This is a genomic window from Microvirga pudoricolor (assembly GCF_016892705.1).
Classification (GTDB): domain Bacteria; phylum Pseudomonadota; class Alphaproteobacteria; order Rhizobiales; family Beijerinckiaceae; genus Microvirga; species Microvirga pudoricolor.
This window is the reverse complement of sequence record NZ_JAFEMB010000004.1, coordinates 16956-34805: the sequence shown is the minus strand read 5'-3', so window position 1 is coordinate 34805 and position 17850 is coordinate 16956. Positions and strand designations below refer to the sequence as shown.

Genomic DNA, 17850 nt, shown 5'->3' with positions numbered 1-17850 from the left:
CCATCATGGTTCGGTCCGCAACTTCGGGTCGATTGCGTCACGCAAGCCGTCGCCAAGAAGGTTGAGCGCCAGAACCAGGATCAGAACCGCCAGGCTGGGAAAGATCGCCAGGGAAGGATTGTCGAGAATATTCTCGAAACCTTCGCGGACCATGCCGCCCCAGGTGGGCGTCGGCGGAGCGATTCCAAGACCGATGAAGGCAAGCGAGGCTTCCGTCCGAACCGCCGTCGCCATCCAAAGTGACGCCATGACGAGAATGTCGGGCAGGATATTCGGAAGAAGATGACGGAACATGATCCTCAGGTTGGAGAAGCCGAGCGCCTTTCCGGCCTGGACGAACTCGCGCTCCCGAAGGGCGATGACCGGCGCCCTGGCGATTCGCGCGAAGGGTGGAATCGCCGTGAAGGCGATCGCAAACACGATGTTCATCATTGTGGGCCCGAGCATCGCCACGAGGATCAGCCCGAGGATGAGAGCGGGGAATGCCAGGACGACGTCCATCACTTGCATGATTACGATATCGAGGCGTCCGCCGAAATAACCCGCAGTGAGACCGATAACGGTCCCGACCGCAACAGCGATAACGATCGACAGCAGGCCGATGACCAGAGAGTAACGCGCGCCGTAGAGGAGGCGGGACAGGGTATCTCGCCCGAAATAGTCGGTCCCCAGCCAATGGGCCATCGAGGGCCCCTCCATGCGGACGATCATGTCCTGGCTGATGGGATCGTAGGGAGCAATCCATGGCGCCGCAACGGCCAGCACCACGATGATCATGAAAAGGACAGCGCCCACGGCTGCCGTCGCGTTGGTGCGAAAGGCCTGAACGAAGGCGCGCCATGCCAGGCTCGACACGGCCCTGAGCTCGGAGGGAGGGCTGGCCTTCGTCGGGATGGAAAGATCACTTTTCATCGGTATTGCACCCTGGGGTCAACGAGACCGTAGGCGAGGTCCGTGATGAGATTCACCAGAACGACGATCAATGTGTAGATGACGATCATACCCTGGAGCATTGTGTAGTCACGCTGCGTGAGCGCTCCAACGATGAGCTTTCCGAGCCCCGGCCGGTTGAAGACGATTTCCGTCAGAACCGAGTTGCCGATCAGGATTCCGAGATAGAGGCCAATCACAGTAATGACCGGAATCAGACAATTTCTCATGGCATGCCGCCAAATCACGACCCCAGCCGGCACACCCTTGGCCCGAGCGGTCCGCACATAATCCTGTCCGAGCACCTCGAGCATCGCCGAACGCGTCACACGCGTCACATAGGCCGCCATGATCAGAGCGAGGTTCACGGCCGGCAGCGCGAGATCTCGCAGGCGACCGCTAAAGGACGTGTCCTGCCCGCTGCTGATGACGGGAAACCATTGCAGGGCAATGGCGAAGATCAAGAGAAGAACGATACCCGAAACAAACGCTGGCGCCGACAGTCCCAGCAGGGAGACGATGCGTGTCACGACGTCGGGAATCCGGTTTCGGTTCACGGCGGCCCAAACGCCTGCCGGCACCCCAAGAATGACTCCAAGAAACAGGGAAACAAGCGTCAGCTCGATCGTGCTCGGCAGGACACTGAGCACTTCGCCGATGACCGGACGGCCGCTGACCATCGAGACGCCCCAATCCCCGCGGATCGCCCCCACCAGAAAGTTGAGATATTGGACCAGCAATGGCTGGTCCAAACCGAGCTTCTGGCGGAGGGCTGCGATGCTTGCGGCACTCGCCTGGTCCCCTAGGATCACCATGGCTGGATCGCCGGGCAGGATCCGCACGATGAAGAAGACAAGGCTGAGCACCGCAAACAGCGTCACGACGGCGAAGCCGAGGCGCTTGATGATGAAAGCGGTCATCCCTCAGTTCCGAAGCTGAGTGGTCTCATCGATGGGTGGAGAGAGGTTCAGCGACCCCTTCACCGGATAGTCGAACACCAGCTTCTGCGTCCAAGCCCAAGGCTGTCCCATCTCATAGAGGGGGATCGCGCAGACCTTATCGGCGATCTTCTTCTGTGCATCGACCCAGAGCGCCTTCTGCTTCTCGATATCGCCGGCGGTGCGAGCGGACTTGATTTCATCATCCGCAACATCGCAATGGGAGAAGTTGGTTACGGCTGACGGCTTTCCAACGATGCTGGTCGAATCGAAAAACTGCGTCAGGAACGTGTCCGCCACGGGGAACCGAGCGGCGCCGTAATAGACCAGCTGCGATAGGTCCTGGCGAATCTGCGAGTGGAATGTGGGATGATCCACCAGAGTGAATTCGAGATTGACGCCCACCGCGCGCAGCTGAGATTGAACCACCTGCATCGTCGTCAGCATCGCCGGCAAGGTCGTCTGGATCGACTTGATCGTGATGCCATTGGGATAGCCGGCCTCGGCGAGAAGCTTCTTGGCCGCCGCCGGATCATATTTCAGGAGAGGGATCGGTGCGAAGCCGAGATATCCTCCTGGGATAACGGACTCGGCAGCCTTCGAGATCGAGGTTCCCCTGAACTTGACGATGGCGTCGCGGTCGATGGCGTGAGCGATCGCTTGGCGAACCCGCAAATCGTCGAGCGGCTTCTGCGTCATGTTCAGATGAATGTTATGGATCTCGAGCGGTCCCAGAATGTCCACTTTGGTGTTCGGGATCTGAGCCATGCGCTTGACCCAGGAATCTTCGAAACGCCCGTTGATCAGATCGATCTCACCGGACTGGAACGCAAGATCGCGGCTGGAATCCGATTGGATGTAGCGAAACAAGATTTCCTTGATCTTCGGCGCGCCTCGGAAATAGGCCTCATTGGCCTTCAGCTTCACATATTGCTGGGGGCGGTACTCGACAAACTCGAACGGTCCTGTCCCGATGGGCTTGCGGGCGAATTCGGCGCCAAGGGCTTCGACGGCCTTTTGGCACACGATGTTGCCCCCGTGATAGGGAACCAGAAGCCCCAGCATGCTGGGAACGGTCTCCTTCAAGGTGATCGTCACCGTCTTCGGATCCGATGCCGTGATCGTATCGAAGGCGGCGTACTCCGCATAGAAGCTCGATGTGTCCTTGTTGGCGGCGCGCTTGAGCGAGTAGACCACGTCATCGGCCGTGAGGGCTCCATAGCCGCCTTGGCACTGAACCCCGTCCCGCAGCTTGAACGTCCAGGTTTTGCCATCGCTGGACGTCGTCCAGCTCTCGGCGAGATCGGGCTCGATCATCTCAGGGCTGATCTGGCCGGGCTTGATGCGAACCAAGCCGTTGAACAGCCAGTTAACGACGTTGATATCCAACGTCGCACTCGCCCGGTAGGGGTCGAGCGTTCCCATGTCGCTGCCTGGAACGGCTACCCGGAGTGTCTGCGCATTCAGGGCGGTGGCGGACAGTAGGGTGCCTAGGACGAGCGAGCTCAGTATAGCGGGCTTGAGTGTCATTGAAGGATCCTCTGGTTGTTCAGGCTTGACGGAGGCTCTTTGCCGGCCTCTTGGAAGCGAAGGTTTAACCGTGAAGGGTGGCGGGCTCCTGTGAATTTCTAAGACCGGCGAAGCGCCGGATTCCGAATGGCTGAATGGGAAGATCCGTCTGCCGGTCCTGAGCGAGATCGCTGATGATGCGACCGGTGATCGGTCCCAGGCAGAAGCCGTGGCCAGAGAAACCCATAGCGACGATCAGTCCCTCGGGATCGAGCGTGCCGTCGATCACGGGCAGGGCATCTGGGGTCAGATCGATCAATCCTGCCCAGTAATCCTCGATCTGAGCTTCCGCAAAGGCCGGAACGACCTCGCCGAAGAGCCGGACCACTTCCGCCATGCTGGCACCCGTGGGCAGCACGGACGGCCGGAGGCCATTCTCGCTCTGGCGCTCGCGCAATCCGCCGTGCCAGTCCTGAAGGCCGCTGGTCACCCTGAAGCGGCCGTTGTTCTCTTGCCGGCCCGCACAATCCGCATTGGCGACGCCGATCACCTGCTCCAAGACAGGATCGACTGGCGCCGAACGCAGCACCGTTACCATCGGAACCTGTAGCGGAACCTCATACCCTAAGGGCTTCAACAACTCGTTGCCGAAGATTCCGGCCGCGACCACGACTCTCGCAGACGAGATTCGACCCTTGTCGGTCTCAACGCCGGCGACGCGGCCGTTTTCGACGAGGATGCGCTGCGCACGTTCGCCGAACCGGGTTACGGCGCCGAGGCGCTCGGCGGCGCGCACGAAGGACTGGACCGTCGTGGCAGGATCCGCGCTACCATCGCTAGGACAGTGGGATGCCAGCAGCACTGTCTCCGAAAGGGCGGGAGCAACCGCACGCACATCCGCTGTCGTCGGCAGGATCGTAAGGTCGAGTCCTGCGGCTCGCTGCTCTTTGACCAGGGTCTCGATGACGGGAACCTCTTCCGGCGTTCGCGCGAGACGCAGATTGCCTCCGCGACGGTAGCCAGTTTCACCGTCGAGATCCTCCGCCAACGTCGCCCAGATCTCCACTGCTGCCTTGGCCAGGGGCAGTTCGGCCGGATGCCGTCCAGACTGGCGAACCCCGGCGAGCGTCCAACCCGACGCCATGGCGGCAGGTCCAAAACGGTCGACGAGCACAACTTTCAGCCCAGCCTTCGCAAGTTCATAGGCGCTTGCCGCGCCGCTGATGCCCGATCCGACGATGACGACATCCGCATTCATGGTAAGCCCCCTTCCACGCTGAACAATCAGACCGTGATGCTGTGAACGACATCCGGTACGTTGGGGTCTCGCTTGTAGGCGATGATAGCAAGTTCGAGCTTCATCTCCGGCTGCGGCAGCGGCCCGATGGCGATGGTGTGAGCGGGATCATTTGCGCCGACGCGATCGGCGATAGCCTTGAGGACCGGATCGAGGTCGTCCGGCGTCGCGACCGAGACGTGGAAGCGCACGACATCGGAGAGCTTCGCCCCAAGCGACGCGAGGGACTTCTCGAGGTTGGACAATGCTTGATGCGCCTGCTCACTCGTATGGGACGAAATTTCGCGCGTTTGGTAGTTGCGACCGGCGGTATTGGATGAGTAGATCCAGTTGTCGACTTTGACGAGGCGGGAAAACTTATAAAGATCCTCGAACTTACTTCCGCTCTTCACGCGCACAACGGGTTCCATGATCGGACACTGCCTTATTTACATTGAAGATCTATCCAGCCCCTCAATTAGGTCGCAAAACATTCATCCCGTCAACAGCTTTCCAATAAATGTGACGTAACTCACCTTACGTTTCAATTATAGGAATTTGCATTAAATACTATCACTTATCTCCGGACAGGAGAGATGCGCCGAAACCTAGACCTAATTCTGTGCAAATGAGCTCAAGGGTGCCGAAAGCGAAGGCAAGACTGCCGTCTCTACGCGCAATGCGGCGCACGACTCGGCTGCGCTCACAGCCTGACTTTAAGCACCACAAAGGCACGGCCGACCATATGCACGTTCGCGTCCCGCGCTGGCTTGCGAAAAGATAGGGGCAAATCGGCTTGGAGAATCCGTCCGACGAAGATCGAGCACGGCATCCGGCCTAATACAGTTTGCCGCGAGCCGTGACCGGCCATAGTGCCTCGACGCGCCCGTTCCTCACACCGACATACCAGTCGTACAAGTTACAGGTGGGATCGCAATGTCCAGGAACTAGCTTCAGGCGTTCGTTGAGCTTGAGCGTGCCATGGGGGTCGCGGATAACCCCGTGCTCGTCTGATGCTCCAATAAAAGATAAATCCGGGCGCTCGAACACGACAGGCAAACCGCTGTCGATCGAGTGCGCCTTCAATCCTGCGTCGCACACGGCCCGGTCTGCGGACGGGTGGCTCATGACGGAGGTCAGCACGAACAAGGCGTTCTCGAACCGTCCGACGACGCTACCATCGTCATCGACGACACGCCCATAATGGGCATCCATGAAGATGTATGATCCGCATTGCAATTCGTTATAGATGCCAGACCGGCCTTCGATGTTGTAACTGCCGGTTCCAGCACCACCGACGATGCTGCACTCAAGTCCCACCTCGCGCAGACGCACCACCGTCTCCCGAGCCAGGTCGATCGCCGTCCCGATAGCTGTACGCCGCTCGGAGGGGTCTACAATGTGCTGAGCGCTGCCGAAATACGCTTGCAGGCCAGCAAATTTCAGATGAGCTGCCGATTCGATGGCTTGCGCGATCGTGACCGCCTGCTCAGAATCCCTCACGCCACATCGTCTTGCCCCGCAATCGATCTCGACCAAGGCTTCGATGGTTGATCCGTGTCTTCCAGCCGCATCCGAGAGAGTAGAGACGACACTGATATCGTCGACACAGACGATGATCCGGGCCTTGAGGCCGAGTCGCGCCAGCCGGTCGATCTTGGCCGGATCCGTGACTTCATTGGCGATCAGGATGTCCCGGATGCCAGCCCGGGCCAAGGCTTCGGCCTCGGAGACTTTCTGACAACAGATCCCGCAGGCGCCTCCTTTCGCCATCTGATAGCGGGCGATGTCGGCGGACTTATGGGTTTTGGCATGGGCACGCAGCCGGACGCCCATGTCCTGAACGTAGGCGCGCATTCTTTCGCAATTGCGCTCGAAGGCGTCCAGATCGACAATCAAAGCCGGAGTTTGGACATCCTCCAGCCGGTCGCCAAGGCGTGCGGGAATATCGTACCCGACCTCATTCAGACCCGCCTCAATCACCATCAGGGCTTCTCCTATCCAGCCCGAACCCGGAGGCGATGGGGGCGTTTGCGCTTACGAATCAGATAATGTAACTATTTTGTCAGGCTACCTTACATTCAGAAAGGAATAATGTGAGAGCGGGGGGATTGTCCAACGGCGGCAACCGGGCGAATTTTACGGCGAGCGCGAAGTCCGTGTTTCGGACGCTCTACGCCTCCGGTCCGGCGACCCGCCCCCAGATTGGGGCTGCCCTCGGTCTCTCGCGACCGACACTCTCGTCATCCATGGCGGAGTTGGATCGGGTCGGGTACGTCGAGAAGATCGGCGAGGTTCAGGGCGCCGTTGGGCGCAAGGCCTCCATGTATCGCCTGGGAACAGGGGCCGGTCACATCATAGCGGTCGACGCCGGCTCGACGCATGTCCGGCTCCGCGTCTCGACGATCGATCGCCGGCTGCTCCACAGCCGCATCTACCGTCTGCCCTCCAACCAGCGGCACCTCTCAAGCGAAATCAGTCAGGCCGTCGCCGAGGAGGTCGACGCCGTCCGTGCGATCACCGAGCCCGGCTGGGGACCGCTAAGGGCAGTTGGCATCGCCCTCCCGTCGCGGGTCGTGGACAAGGATGGCGACACGGTCTCCACGCGCCAGGACTACATCTTCGCGCATTTCACCCCCCGGCCCGGTATACCGCTGATACTTGAGAACAACGTCAATTGCGCCGCCTTCGCGGAGCACAGCCATGGGGTCGCCAAAGGCCGGGCCGACTTCGTCTATATCCAGATCGGCCTGAAGATCGGCATGGGCATCGTCCTGAGAAACCAGCTTGTGCGGGGACGCAACGGCGGCGCCGGAGAGGTGAGCCACCTGTCCTTCCCCTGGGGACCAGGCCTCAGACCAGAGAATGCGGCCCTTGAAACTTACGTGGGATCGGAGGCTTTCCTGGAGCGCGTGCGGCAAGCCTGGCCACCGGAAGCCGGAGCTCCCCCGATCGACCCGGCTCAGCTTCTGGCATTGGCGGAGGCCGGTCACCCGGTAGCGGTGGAGCACGTGCGCCATCATGCGGAAGACATCGGCGCCATCGTGTCTTCAGCGGTGAGCATCGTGGATCCGGGTTTTGTGGTTCTCGGCGGAGGCATCGGAAACAACCCCCTCATCCTTCCCTATGTCCGGGACGTGGTGGATCGGCTTAGCTATCCGACTCAAATCGAGACCAGCGTCCTCGGCCCCGATGCGACTGTGCTCGGAATCGAGTTGCTGACCGCGGAGCACGCTTGTGCTCTGCTGATCGAGGATCTCGAGGTCTAAGGATCGCTGAAGATCCCACCATTGTGCCAGTCGCGATCCCGCCGCTGGTCAAAGCCGCTTCACCCGAAAGAAAAATTCTCCGACCTGCCGCTACGGAAGAAGATCGTTGCCAGATCTAATTTGTTTGTTAAGGTACGTAACTAATTAGAACAGATCGCGAAGCTCCAAATCGGGAGGCGAGAACGCGGCATATGGAACAGCAGCAGCCACATCGGAGGCATCGATGGAGAACCTACGCCGTCTCGCACAAGCGAGCGTCCTCGCCCTAGCCGTCGCGACTGGAACGACCGCCCAAGCCCAGCAGCCCGTGACGCTTCAGTATTGGGTCTACTCGGACTTTGCGCAGGGCGAAGCCCTGAAAATGCAACAACAATTCATCTCTGAGTTCGAAGCGCAAAATCCCGGCGTCAAGATCGTGATTTCCGGTAAGGGCGACGACGACCTCACCACGGGTCAGGTCACGGGCGCCGCCAGCGGCAATCTCCCGGACGTGTTCATGAACGGCCTCGCCGTCGGCGCTCAACTCGTCGAGGCCAAAGCCGTCGAAAACGTCTACTCGCGCTGGATGGCCATGCCGCAGGAGTACCGCGACCAATTTGACAAGGATGCGATCGCGAGCTGCAGTCCGAAGCCCCAAACCATGTACTGCCTGCCCTATACCGGGTTCGGCGAGATCATGTTCCGCAACCTTACCGTTCTGAAAGAGGCCGGAATCGACACGACGGTTCCGCCGAAAGACTGGGCGGAGTGGTTCGGCTAGATGAAGAAGGTGAAGGCCGCCGGGAAGTTTGCGATGCCGGACCAGACCCAGGTCTTCAACTCGGTTGCAAGCACCTATGCCATCGTGGGACCGGACGCCGAATGGGGAATTGATTTTGCCTCCAAGAAGACGCTGATCAAGCCCGAAAGCTACGCTAAGGCACTGCAGCTCTTTGTCGACATGAAGCCTCTTACGAGCGGGACAAGTCGCAACGATCAGGCCACGAAGGACCTTTTCATCACCAACCAGCTTGCCTTTCATGTGATTGGCCCATGGGTCGACCCCACCTATAAGCAAGCCGCGCGCGATTCCGGCTTGAAATACGATTTCGTGCTGGTCCCGGCCGCCAAGGCCGGCGACCATGCGGGCATCAAGAGCTACGAAATCCTGGCCGTTGCTCCCGGCAAGAACGTCGATATCGCCTGGAAGTTCGCGTCGTATGTCGCCGAGAAGAAACAGATGGTCCGCTGGGCGAAGCTTCTCTCACGCTACAACGCCAATGCGGCCGCCATGGCGGATCCGGAAGTCGCGGCCCTGCCGCTGATCGCCAGATCAGTCGAGGCGGTGAAATACGCCCTTGAGGTCCAACCGCCGTACTTCGTCGGCGCTTATCCGAACTGTTACAAGTCCACCGTCACGGACAATGCGGCAGCCGTCGCGGACGGAGGCATGAGTCCTCAGAAAGGCGCCGAAGAGCTCGTCGCAGAACTGAACGACTGCATCGCAGGTAACTGAAAGACATCTCCGACAGGACCTGGCCGGGTGAGGCATCCGGCCAGGCGATCGCAGCGGGGCATATCGTGACAGTCAAGAAACATCTGCCGCATTACATGATGGTGTTTCCATTCATGCTGCTGTTTGCAGTTTTCTTCCTCTATCCCATCGCAAGCGGGCTCTTCTACAGCTTTCACGACTGGAACGCGACGACCAGCACGCGCTTCGTCGGTCTCGGGAATTATCAGCGGATCCTCGCTTCCCGCGATTTCGAGAAGGCCATGTGGAATCTGGGCAAATACATCGCCATCACGGTTCCACTCGGGATATCTGTCGCATTCGGCTTAGCTCTGCTTGTCAATAGCTTCAAAGGCTTCTGGTCCAACATCTTCCGCAGCGCATTCTTCCTGCCAGTGGTACTGCCGGCCTTCTTGGCCGCGACTGTCTGGCGCTGGATCTACACGCCAAACTTCGGTCTGCTCAACATGATCCTGGGTTGGTTCGGCATGGGATCGATCAACTTTCTCAACGACACCGGGACAATGCTCTATGCGGCCATCGCAGTCGACGTGTGGGTGTCGGCAGGCTTCAACATGGTGATTATCTTGGCCGGCCTGAAAAATATCCCCAAGGACTATTACGAAGCCGCCCGTCTCGATGGCGCGAGCCGCCTGCAGCAGGTGCGCTACATCACGATCCCCATGTTGTATCCGGTCCTGTTTTTCGTGACGACGTACGGCTTCATCTCTGCCCTCCAGGTCTTTGACGTTCCGTGGCTCCTCACGGGCTCGTCTTTTGCCAGCTATGGCGGCCGCCAAGGCGCGCTTCTATTTCCAGTGATGGACATGATGGGTCGCGGATTCGGCTCCTTGAGGTTCGGACAGGCCGCGGCCTATGGGTTCATTCTGACCGCGATCATCATGCTGTTCACCGCAGCTATGTTTGCACTGCGCCGGAAGGGATATGACAGATGACCGCTGAAGCCATCACCGCCTATTCCAACCCGGCCCGCGCGGTTGCGCTACCCTTCTCCGGGTGGGCACTCCTCAAGTGGATAACGGCGGCCTGTATCGCCATCGTGGCGGTCTTCCCGATCTGGTGGATGGTCAATGTCGTTTTCGCAGAGCCGGGAACACCTGTTTCGCTGAACCCTCGCCTGTATCCGACGTCGTTCAGCGCCGGCATCAGCAAGATCCTTATGATCATGCAAGAGACGGATTACATGAAGGCGTACTACGTGTCGGTGGCATATAGCCTGCTGACCATCGCCGGAGTTCTCATTATCGGATCCATGGCGGCTTTCGAGTTCGCGCTATTCGAATTTCCTGGAAAACGCATCCTATTCGCCACCGTTATGCTCTCGCTGATGGTTCCGACCGCCGTCACCATCATACCGACCTATCTTCTAACGGCGAGCCTCGGTTGGCTGAACACCATGCAGGGCCTCGTCGTTCCCGGCCTTGCATCTGCGTTTGGCCTCTTCATGCTGATCCAGTTCATGAAGACGATTCCCCGGGACATGATCGAGGCAGCAAGGCTCGATGGCGCCAGCCATTTCCAACTTTACCGGTACATCGCCCTGCCGCTTTCCAAGAACGCCCTCGTGACATTGGCGATTCTGACGTTCATGAAGACATGGGGCAACTTCATGTGGCCGCTCATCGTGGCACCGAGCCCGGAACTCTATACCGTCGGTCAGGTAGTGGGTCTGTTCAACTCACCCTACTCCCATCAGACCGTGGACATCGTGATGACGGCCAACCTTCTGGCCGCTCTTCCCCCGCTCCTCTTCTTCCTGATCTTCCAGCGCAAGATCGTCGAAGGTATCGCGATGTCGGGGTCGAAAGGGTAGCGCCTTCAGGTACATGGGGCCGGAAGAGAACTTGGAGGTCTGAAAATGGCACAGCTCGAAATCACGAACGTGTCGAAGTCCTATGGGGCCGTGAACGTTCTGAAGAACATCAATCTGGAGATCTCGTCCGGCGAGTTCGTAGTGTTCGTGGGACCGTCCGGATGCGGGAAGTCGACTCTCCTTCGCATGATATCGGGGCTTGAGGACATCGGCACGGGGCAGATCCGCCTCAATGGGCAGGTCGTGAACGCGGTCGACCCGGCCCGTCGCGGTGTCGCGATGGTCTTCCAATCCTACGCCCTGTACCCTCACATGACTGCCTTTGAGAACATGGCGTTCAGCCTGATGATCGCCAAGGAAAAGAAGGCCCGGATCAAGGAGAAGGTCGAGAGGGCTGCCAACATTCTCCGGCTGGAACATCTTCTTCAGCGGCGCCCCGGAGAGTTGTCTGGTGGCCAGAAGCAGCGCGTGGCCATCGGGAGGGCAATTGTCCGTGAACCGAAGGTGTTTCTATTCGACGAACCGCTTTCAAATCTCGACACGGAGCTACGCGTTCAGATGCGGGCGGAACTCATCCAACTCCACGATAAGCTCAAGACGACCATGATCTACGTGACCCATGATCAGGTCGAAGCGATGACACTGGCGGACAAGATGGTGGTGATGCATGGCGGCGTCATTCAGCAGTGTGGGCGTCCGCTCGATCTCTACGACGATCCGGCCAACAAGTTTGTGGCAGGGTTCATTGGTTCGCCTCGCATGAACTTCATGGACGCCGATGTCGCTCGGGTGGAGTCCGACCATATCACTCTTGCAGTGACCGGCGCTTTGAAACAGTTCGATCTTCCGTTCAGAGGGTTCGATTCTTCGCTTCGGAAAGTACAGGTCGGCATTCGCACTGAATATGTCGGACTCTCCGAGGATGCCGATAGCGCCGTGTCACTTCCCGCCACGGTCGCATTCGTCGAAGAATTAGGCGATGTCACATATATGCATACCGATCTGCCGAACGGCGAACGCTTGGTGGTCCGCAGCAACGGTGGCCGCTATCGGGGTGGCAAAGAGTGCGTCGCTCAGCTCGATACGACCGGCATTCTTCTGTTCGACGAGGCAGGCGAACGCATTCGCTCCGCCTCCTAATCCTTCGAAACGCTACGGTTGAACATGCCCCCGCAGCCCTCTGGCTGCGAGGGACGTAAAGAGAACTTTGTCATGATATCGAAGAGGCTTGCATGACGCCGCTCATGATCGGAATCGATATCGGGGGGACCAAGACCCATCTCCGAGCCTATGATGCCGCTGGGTCTCGCCGGGATCTCGTTCTCCCCACGGCGCAATGGCGCGTGCGGAACTGGGCCCCCGACGCTGTCGCGTTGCTCGCGATCGCGCAACGATTCGCCGAAGGTGCCCCGGTTGCCAGTTTGGCGGTGGGTGCCCATGGGTGTGACGACGAGGCGGAATGCCTCGCCTTTGAGGCTGCTTTGTCCCTTCACACCACGTTCCCGGTCAAAGTTGTCAACGATGCTGAACTGCTCCCGGCCGCACTCGGTCTCACGAACCAGATCGGTCTCGTATCGGGCACAGGCTCGATTGCCGTCTGCCGGACGTCCCAAGGCCGCATGCTTGTGGCAGGCGGCTGGGGTTGGATTATCGGAGACGACGGCAGCGCATCCGGCCTCGTTCGCGAGGCGGCGCGCGCGGTAGCGCTGCACCTCGACTATGGCGGGACGGAGGACGAGCCCCTGGTGCGCGCCCTCTTTGAGGCCCTCGACATCCCATCCGCCGCCCGCATCGGCAGCGCCGTCGGACGGCAAGGCGGAGCGGCCGCCCTCGGGCGCCACGCCCAAGTGGTGTTCGAGGCGGCCGAAGGAGGATCGCTCTTGGCTCGTCAGGTCATTCGGGATGGCGCCAAGGAGCTCGCGGATCTTGTAGCGCGTTTGAGGCAAAACGGCTCGGACGCCGTAACGGTCGTGGCCGGCGGTAGCGTCATCGCATCCCAACCCCTCCTCGCCAATGCCTTCTTCGAACAGGTTTCGCTGCGTTTCGAGGGGCAGATTGCCGCCAAACTTTATCCCGGCCCCCCTGTCGAAGGGGCGTGCCGGATTGCTGCGTCGCTCATTTCTGCACCCAGGACGAACGCAGCTCTCCCCGTATTGTCCACTCTCTAAACATACCAGCTTAGCGAAAGGCCTTCATGTCATGAGTTACCGTTCCACGATAGCGCGCCAGCCGGAATCCCTTAGGGATTGCCTGAACGCGCGGGCCGAGATCGAGAAGCTCGATTTGGAACCCCTGAAGACGGGCCTCATCGCTGTCACCGGCATCGGTGCAAGCTATGCCGCCGCTGTTGTCGTGGCCAGCGAGTTGCAGCGCCGTGGCCGGCGTGCCGTTCCGACCCGTCCCGTCGACTTGATGGAGGGTGGGGATCACGCGGACGTCATGATCGCGCTCTCGCATCGCGGCCGGAGCATCGAGACCGTACGGGCCCTTCGCAATCATCCCAAGGCCGCCAAACTAGCGATCACCAAGGACCCTGAAAGCCCTTTGGCTGAGGCCGCGGGCCGCCACGTCACCATCGAGAATGGCTCGGATGCGACTCCCTCCAGCACAGGCTATACCGGGACCCTCCTGGTTGCAGGCCTTCTCCTGGAAAAGCTCTGCGGACCGACGGCGACCGACTGGGATGCGCTTCCCGGCCTCGCCGGAGATGTACTGTCTCTCTCCGCCGAGAAGATGCATCGCATCGGGCATTTGTTTGCGGATCGAAGGGCGATCGATTGCGTAGGCGCAGGCGCGGCTCTTGGCACCTCCGAGGGCGCAACCCTCCTGGTTCGTGAAGCCTCGCGGGTGCCCACCTGCGCATTCGACACCCGTCATTACCTTCATGGACCGATGGAATCGATGGACGGAAAGACAGGCGTTCTCGTCTTCGGCGATGGCCGAGAGGTGGAGATGGCCCACCAGTTGGAAACGATCGGTTGCCCGGTCGTGCTGGTGACCGCGCGCCTTGACATCGAGGATGGTGAGCGCCTGACGGTGCTCCGGGTGCCAGCCCAGGAGAGTCGTATCGCGCGAGGCATCCTGGACATCCTGTCGGCCCAGCTTCTGGCTGCGGAACTCTCCGATGCAGCCGGCCTGACGGATACGAAGTTCCGCTACCCCCAGACCGACACGAAGATCAAGGCCGCCTGAGCGTTTTGGCAGACGTGGCCTGCACTGCGTCTCCCGGTCCTCCACAGCGGAGCCTACCGGGTGGGCTGCGAGGGACCTGTGAGGCCGGGCGGCGGAATCTCGGCCCGCTCGGGGGCGTCTGGATCCCGGCCCTGCTTTCGGTCCAGGAGACGCATGATCGGGGTGACGGTCAGCCCGTGAAGCAGGATGGACAGAAGGACGATCAGCCCAATGATGGCCCAGAGCCGTTCCGGTTGCGGAAAACTGGCATGGTTCAGGCCATAGGCGAGATAGTAGAACGATCCGACGCCTCGGATTCCGAAGAAGGACAATGTGAGTTTTTCGCTCGGCGCTGCCCTGAACCCATATAATCCGATCAGGCCTGTGACAGGTCGTATGATCAGGAGCGTGACGAGGGCGAGCCCGACATCAGCCATCGTAAGAGGCTCCAGCAGGCCGCTGACCAGTGCGCCCCCGAACAGGAGCAGAAGAACCATCATGGCCAGGCGCTCGACCTGCTCGGTGATGTCGTGCATCTCGCGATGGAAGTCGTGTTGACGGTGGGAATGGCGGATCGTCAGGGCGGTGACGAAGACGGCCAGGAAGCCATAGCAATGGATCATCTCGGTCAGTCCGTAAGACATGAACGTGGCCGCGATGGCTATGAGGCCGTCCCCCGTCTGCGCCAGCTTGTTCTCGGATGGAATGCGGAAGGTCAGCCAGCCGAAGACCCACCCGATCAGCCATCCGGCGCCCACGCCTGCCCCGACCTCCCAGAGCACATTGTAGGTGAGCCAATGCCCGAGCCACGGTGCTCCGGTTGCTGCTGAGAGACTCAGGGCGATGGCCAGGTGAACGAACGGGAAGGCAAAACCGTCATTGAGACCTGCCTCGGAGGTGAGACCGAAGCGGACTTCGTCCTCCTGGCCGCTTTTGGGGGGACCGACTTGGACATCGGATGCAAGAACCGGATCGGTGGGGGCGAGGCTGGCTGCCATGAGGAGAGCGGCGACGAAAGGCAGTCCCGCCCATGATCCGACCAGCATGATCGCCAGAATACTGAGTGGCATGGTGACCGCCAGAAGGCGCCATGTAATCGACCAACGGCGGAAGTCGAAGACACGGTCGATCTTGAGTCCCGCACCCATGAGGGCAATGATGACGACAAATTCGGTGAAGCGCTCCGTAAACTCCGGATGCTCCATCGGGTGTGGCTTGAAGGTGATTTGAGGAATCGAAAAGATTCCAGCACCAAGCCCGATGCATACGATGGGTAGTGACAAGGGAAGACGCTTGAGCACCATGGGAAGCCAAGCGACCAAAGCGATCAAAAGACCCGTTCCGGTGAGAAGTACGATATAGGGGTCCGGGGTTAGATCGGCGAAGCGTGGCATTCCGGGTAACGTCCCACCTGCCCTGAGGAATGCCACGCCATGCGGTCGCTTCTCTTTCAGGTCGACCTCAAGAAATAGGGTGAAATCCCGTATAAGGAACTGCTTGCGGAGACGAATTGGTTATCCTGCCACTATTGCCGCCAGAGGAGATGCCATGCCCCGCCCCTACAGCCTCGATCATTGTTCGTTGCTGGTTCGAGACCTTGAGACCAGTCTCCGCTTCTACCAGGACGTTTTCGGGTTCAAGATCATTTCCATAGAGCCGGGTCATCCGCAGATTCGCTGGCTCTCGATCAACGGCCTGGGCGCCCTTCATCTGACGGAAGGCGATGCCAAGGCCATACATCTCGAGAAAGCCGTGCACTTCGCGCTCAGCACGTCGGATCTGGAGGGCGTCATCTCCGACCTGGGCGCGAGAGGCATCCCATTCTCCGACTTTCCCGGTCATGAGAGCCGCATCGGCTCGGCTCCCGGGGGCTACCGACAGATTTTCATCCAAGACCCTGACGGTTACTGGGTCGAGATCAACGACCATGGAACCTCTGCCGGCTAGGCGTCGAGGCCTCTCAAGCAGAAGAGCCGGCCTTGCCCCAAAGCGACTGTCACTGCTCCGTGAAGAAGGTCAGGACGACCTTGCCGCCTTCGCTGATGAGGCAGACGAATCGGTTCGGCTTGTCGTTCTTGTCGCGCTGCAGGTACGCATCGCCCATGATGACCATCTTGATAGGGGTTGTCCCAACGCTCGTATCGGCCTTCGAGATCGCAAGCGATTCGATATCCAGCGTGATCTGGTCGAGAGAAGGCGACTTCTCCTTGATGGCCGCCAAGCCCGCGATCCTGCAGGCTTCGACCTCTGCCGGTACCTGGGCCAGAACGGGGGGAACTGCCGAAATCAGCATGGTCAGAGCGAGGGTAAGTCTCATGTCCTAGCCTTCGTCGTGAGCAGACTTGGAGACAAGTCGAAGCAAGCTCGACGGTTCCGAAAACTGTTTATTTATATTACAGCGTATCGATTAGTCCGAGTTTTTCGCTCCTCGTAGGCCACTTGAACTGTCGAACCTCCGGGGCAGCAAAAAGCCCTCGCGGCAAGAACCGTCGAGGGCTTTGTTGTGTTTGGTTGCGGGGATCTAAAACCACCGAGGTCTGGCATACCGGGTCAAGATCGGCCTCGTTCAGCGGCTGAACAAGGTGCTCTCTCCGCCTTGGCCCGGCTCACAAACGATGTGAAGGCTTAGGCCGATTTGTAAAGGAACGATCCAACCTTCTCATCGCCATTGTAGGTAAGTCGCTGCATCCGATACAAGTTCTTCACGTAGTCGAGCGCGTCCTGGCGCGACATATCCATGCACCGAATGGAGGCTTCCATTTCGATCCGCAACGCCAGCAGCGGATGGCGTGCGACACGCTCGGCGTATTCCTCGGCTTTCGCCAGGACCTGATCGGTAGGGACAACGGCATTGACGAGGTTCGCGCGCAACGCATCCTGAGCCGAGAGCGGGTCACCGGTGAGCAACATCTCCATCGCAACCGTGTGGGGTACATAGCGAGACAGGCGTGTTGAGCCTCCCGCCCCGCCCATGCCATAGGCGATCTCGGGAAAGCCGAACTTGGCATCCTCCGAGGCGACCCGGATATCGGTGAGATGACTGAGATAGATCATTCCCTGACCGTAGCAGTAGCCACGTACCGCTCCGATGATCGGCTTGAAACGATTGAGCGAGAGTACCTCCCGTGACCAAGTAAACGTGTCCGGTTCGCCTTCCGCCACACGGTGTTTGGGCCAAAGATAGTAGGCCAACTCATCCGCCGGGGTATCGAATTTGGCGTAATCGTTCTTGATGTCGTCACCAGCTGAGAAAGCCCGGTCACCAGCACCCTGGAGGATGCCCACGCTGACCTCATCGTCCGAAAGAAACTCAAGCATCATCCCATAGAACTGCTTGTGCATCGCCGGCGTCATCGGATTCACTGTACCATTGCGAATGGTGAAATAGCCGATTTTTCCGCTGCGCTTGTACTCGAAAGGCATCTTTCTCG

At 59.7% G+C, this 17850-nt stretch carries 16 protein-coding genes and 1 pseudogene; 8 read left to right on the top strand and 9 right to left on the bottom strand.

Features of this window, described 5'->3' with window-relative positions:
• Positions 1-3 precede the first annotated feature (3 nt).
• The 6 genes from ILT42_RS14105 to ILT42_RS14080 all read right to left on the bottom strand — a co-directional run bounded on the left by ILT42_RS14105 (position 4) and on the right by ILT42_RS14080 (position 6639).
• Complete coding sequence (locus ILT42_RS14105; RefSeq protein ID WP_204216259.1) at positions 4-912, bottom strand: ABC transporter permease; 909 nt, start codon at positions 910-912, stop codon at positions 4-6.
• A complete protein-coding gene (locus ILT42_RS14100) occupies positions 909-1850 on the bottom strand; it encodes an ABC transporter permease (RefSeq protein WP_229428672.1) in 942 nt (313 codons plus the stop codon). Before ILT42_RS14100 ends, ILT42_RS14105 begins: the two co-directional genes overlap by 4 nt.
• A gap of 3 nt (positions 1851-1853) precedes the next feature.
• A complete protein-coding gene (locus ILT42_RS14095) occupies positions 1854-3398 on the bottom strand; it encodes an ABC transporter substrate-binding protein (protein WP_204216257.1) in 1545 nt (514 codons plus the stop codon).
• A gap of 64 nt (positions 3399-3462) precedes the next feature.
• Complete coding sequence (locus tag ILT42_RS14090) at positions 3463-4635, bottom strand: NAD(P)/FAD-dependent oxidoreductase (RefSeq protein ID WP_204216256.1); 1173 nt, start codon at positions 4633-4635, stop codon at positions 3463-3465.
• Positions 4636-4661: 26 nt separating this feature from the next.
• Positions 4662-5072 (bottom strand): Rid family hydrolase, encoded by a 411-nt coding sequence (locus tag ILT42_RS14085; RefSeq protein WP_204216255.1) that lies wholly within the window; start codon positions 5070-5072, stop codon positions 4662-4664.
• A gap of 418 nt (positions 5073-5490) precedes the next feature.
• Entirely contained in the window at positions 5491-6639 is a 1149-nt protein-coding gene (locus tag ILT42_RS14080; RefSeq protein WP_204216254.1) for a DSD1 family PLP-dependent enzyme, read from the bottom strand.
• Between the two features lie 110 nt (positions 6640-6749).
• Between ILT42_RS14080 and ILT42_RS14075 the strand changes: the two genes are divergently transcribed.
• From ILT42_RS14075 to ILT42_RS14040, 7 genes and pseudogenes are all read left to right on the top strand, one after another.
• A complete protein-coding gene (locus ILT42_RS14075) occupies positions 6750-7922 on the top strand; it encodes an ROK family transcriptional regulator (protein ID WP_204216253.1) in 1173 nt (390 codons plus the stop codon).
• A gap of 223 nt (positions 7923-8145) precedes the next feature.
• Positions 8146-9417: pseudogene (locus tag ILT42_RS22885) on the top strand (ABC transporter substrate-binding protein).
• 65 nt (positions 9418-9482) lie between these two features.
• Positions 9483-10370, top strand: a complete 888-nt coding sequence (locus ILT42_RS14060) for a carbohydrate ABC transporter permease (protein WP_204216250.1) — start codon at positions 9483-9485, stop codon at positions 10368-10370.
• The gene (locus tag ILT42_RS14055) at positions 10367-11248 is read left to right on the top strand and encodes a carbohydrate ABC transporter permease (RefSeq protein ID WP_204216249.1); all 882 of its coding nucleotides are present in this window, start codon (positions 10367-10369) and stop codon (positions 11246-11248) included. The genes ILT42_RS14060 and ILT42_RS14055 overlap by 4 nt, the downstream gene beginning before the upstream one ends.
• A 45-nt stretch (positions 11249-11293) precedes the next feature.
• Complete coding sequence (locus ILT42_RS14050) at positions 11294-12388, top strand: ABC transporter ATP-binding protein (protein WP_204216248.1); 1095 nt, start codon at positions 11294-11296, stop codon at positions 12386-12388.
• 92 nt (positions 12389-12480) lie between these two features.
• Positions 12481-13416: an N-acetylglucosamine kinase gene (locus ILT42_RS14045; protein ID WP_204216247.1), complete on the top strand. Its 936-nt coding sequence runs from the start codon at positions 12481-12483 to the stop codon at positions 13414-13416.
• Positions 13417-13447: 31 nt separating this feature from the next.
• Positions 13448-14440, top strand: a complete 993-nt coding sequence (locus ILT42_RS14040; protein ID WP_204216246.1) for an SIS domain-containing protein — start codon at positions 13448-13450, stop codon at positions 14438-14440.
• 53 nt (positions 14441-14493) lie between these two features.
• On the opposite strand, the gene ILT42_RS14035 is transcribed toward ILT42_RS14040, so the two are convergent.
• Positions 14494-15813, bottom strand: a complete 1320-nt coding sequence (locus tag ILT42_RS14035; RefSeq protein WP_204216245.1) for a cation:proton antiporter — start codon at positions 15811-15813, stop codon at positions 14494-14496.
• A 154-nt stretch (positions 15814-15967) separates the two neighbouring features.
• Here ILT42_RS14035 and ILT42_RS14030 point away from each other — a divergent pair, with 154 nt between their 5' ends.
• Positions 15968-16366: a VOC family protein gene (locus ILT42_RS14030; RefSeq protein WP_204216244.1), complete on the top strand. Its 399-nt coding sequence runs from the start codon at positions 15968-15970 to the stop codon at positions 16364-16366.
• Between the two features lie 49 nt (positions 16367-16415).
• Here the strand turns inward: ILT42_RS14030 and ILT42_RS14025 are convergent, their stop codons facing one another.
• Positions 16416-16736 carry a hypothetical protein gene (locus tag ILT42_RS14025; protein ID WP_204216243.1) on the bottom strand — a complete coding sequence of 107 codons (321 nt, stop codon included), beginning with the start codon at positions 16734-16736 and terminating at the stop codon, positions 16416-16418.
• 308 nt (positions 16737-17044) lie between these two features.
• On the bottom strand, positions 17045-17842 hold the full coding sequence (locus ILT42_RS14020; protein WP_204216242.1) for an enoyl-CoA hydratase/isomerase family protein: 798 nt from the start codon (positions 17840-17842) through the stop codon (positions 17045-17047).
• Between the last annotated feature and the right edge of the window lie 8 nt (positions 17843-17850).

Bases quoted from the DNA above. Each gene is read 5' to 3' on its own strand.
- ILT42_RS14090 (WP_204216256.1), bottom strand. From the start codon at position 4,635: ATGAATGCGGATGTCGTCATCGTCGGATCGGGCATCAGCGGCGCGGCA.
- ILT42_RS14045 (WP_204216247.1), top strand. From the start codon at position 12,481: ATGACGCCGCTCATGATCGGAATCGATATCGGGGGGACCAAGACCCAT.
- ILT42_RS14095 (WP_204216257.1), bottom strand. From the start codon at position 3,398: ATGACACTCAAGCCCGCTATACTGAGCTCGCTCGTCCTAGGCACCCTA.
- ILT42_RS14080 (WP_204216254.1), bottom strand. From the start codon at position 6,639: ATGGTGATTGAGGCGGGTCTGAATGAGGTCGGGTACGATATTCCCGCA.
- ILT42_RS14020 (WP_204216242.1), bottom strand. From the start codon at position 17,842: ATGCCTTTCGAGTACAAGCGCAGCGGAAAAATCGGCTATTTCACCATT.
- ILT42_RS14055 (WP_204216249.1), top strand. From the start codon at position 10,367: ATGACCGCTGAAGCCATCACCGCCTATTCCAACCCGGCCCGCGCGGTT.
- ILT42_RS14040 (WP_204216246.1), top strand. From the start codon at position 13,448: ATGAGTTACCGTTCCACGATAGCGCGCCAGCCGGAATCCCTTAGGGAT.
- ILT42_RS14030 (WP_204216244.1), top strand. From the start codon at position 15,968: ATGCCCCGCCCCTACAGCCTCGATCATTGTTCGTTGCTGGTTCGAGAC.
- ILT42_RS14035 (WP_204216245.1), bottom strand. From the start codon at position 15,813: ATGCCACGCTTCGCCGATCTAACCCCGGACCCCTATATCGTACTTCTC.
- ILT42_RS14025 (WP_204216243.1), bottom strand. From the start codon at position 16,736: ATGAGACTTACCCTCGCTCTGACCATGCTGATTTCGGCAGTTCCCCCC.
- ILT42_RS14105 (WP_204216259.1), bottom strand. From the start codon at position 912: ATGAAAAGTGATCTTTCCATCCCGACGAAGGCCAGCCCTCCCTCCGAG.
- ILT42_RS14100 (WP_229428672.1), bottom strand. From the start codon at position 1,850: ATGACCGCTTTCATCATCAAGCGCCTCGGCTTCGCCGTCGTGACGCTG.
- ILT42_RS14050 (WP_204216248.1), top strand. From the start codon at position 11,294: ATGGCACAGCTCGAAATCACGAACGTGTCGAAGTCCTATGGGGCCGTG.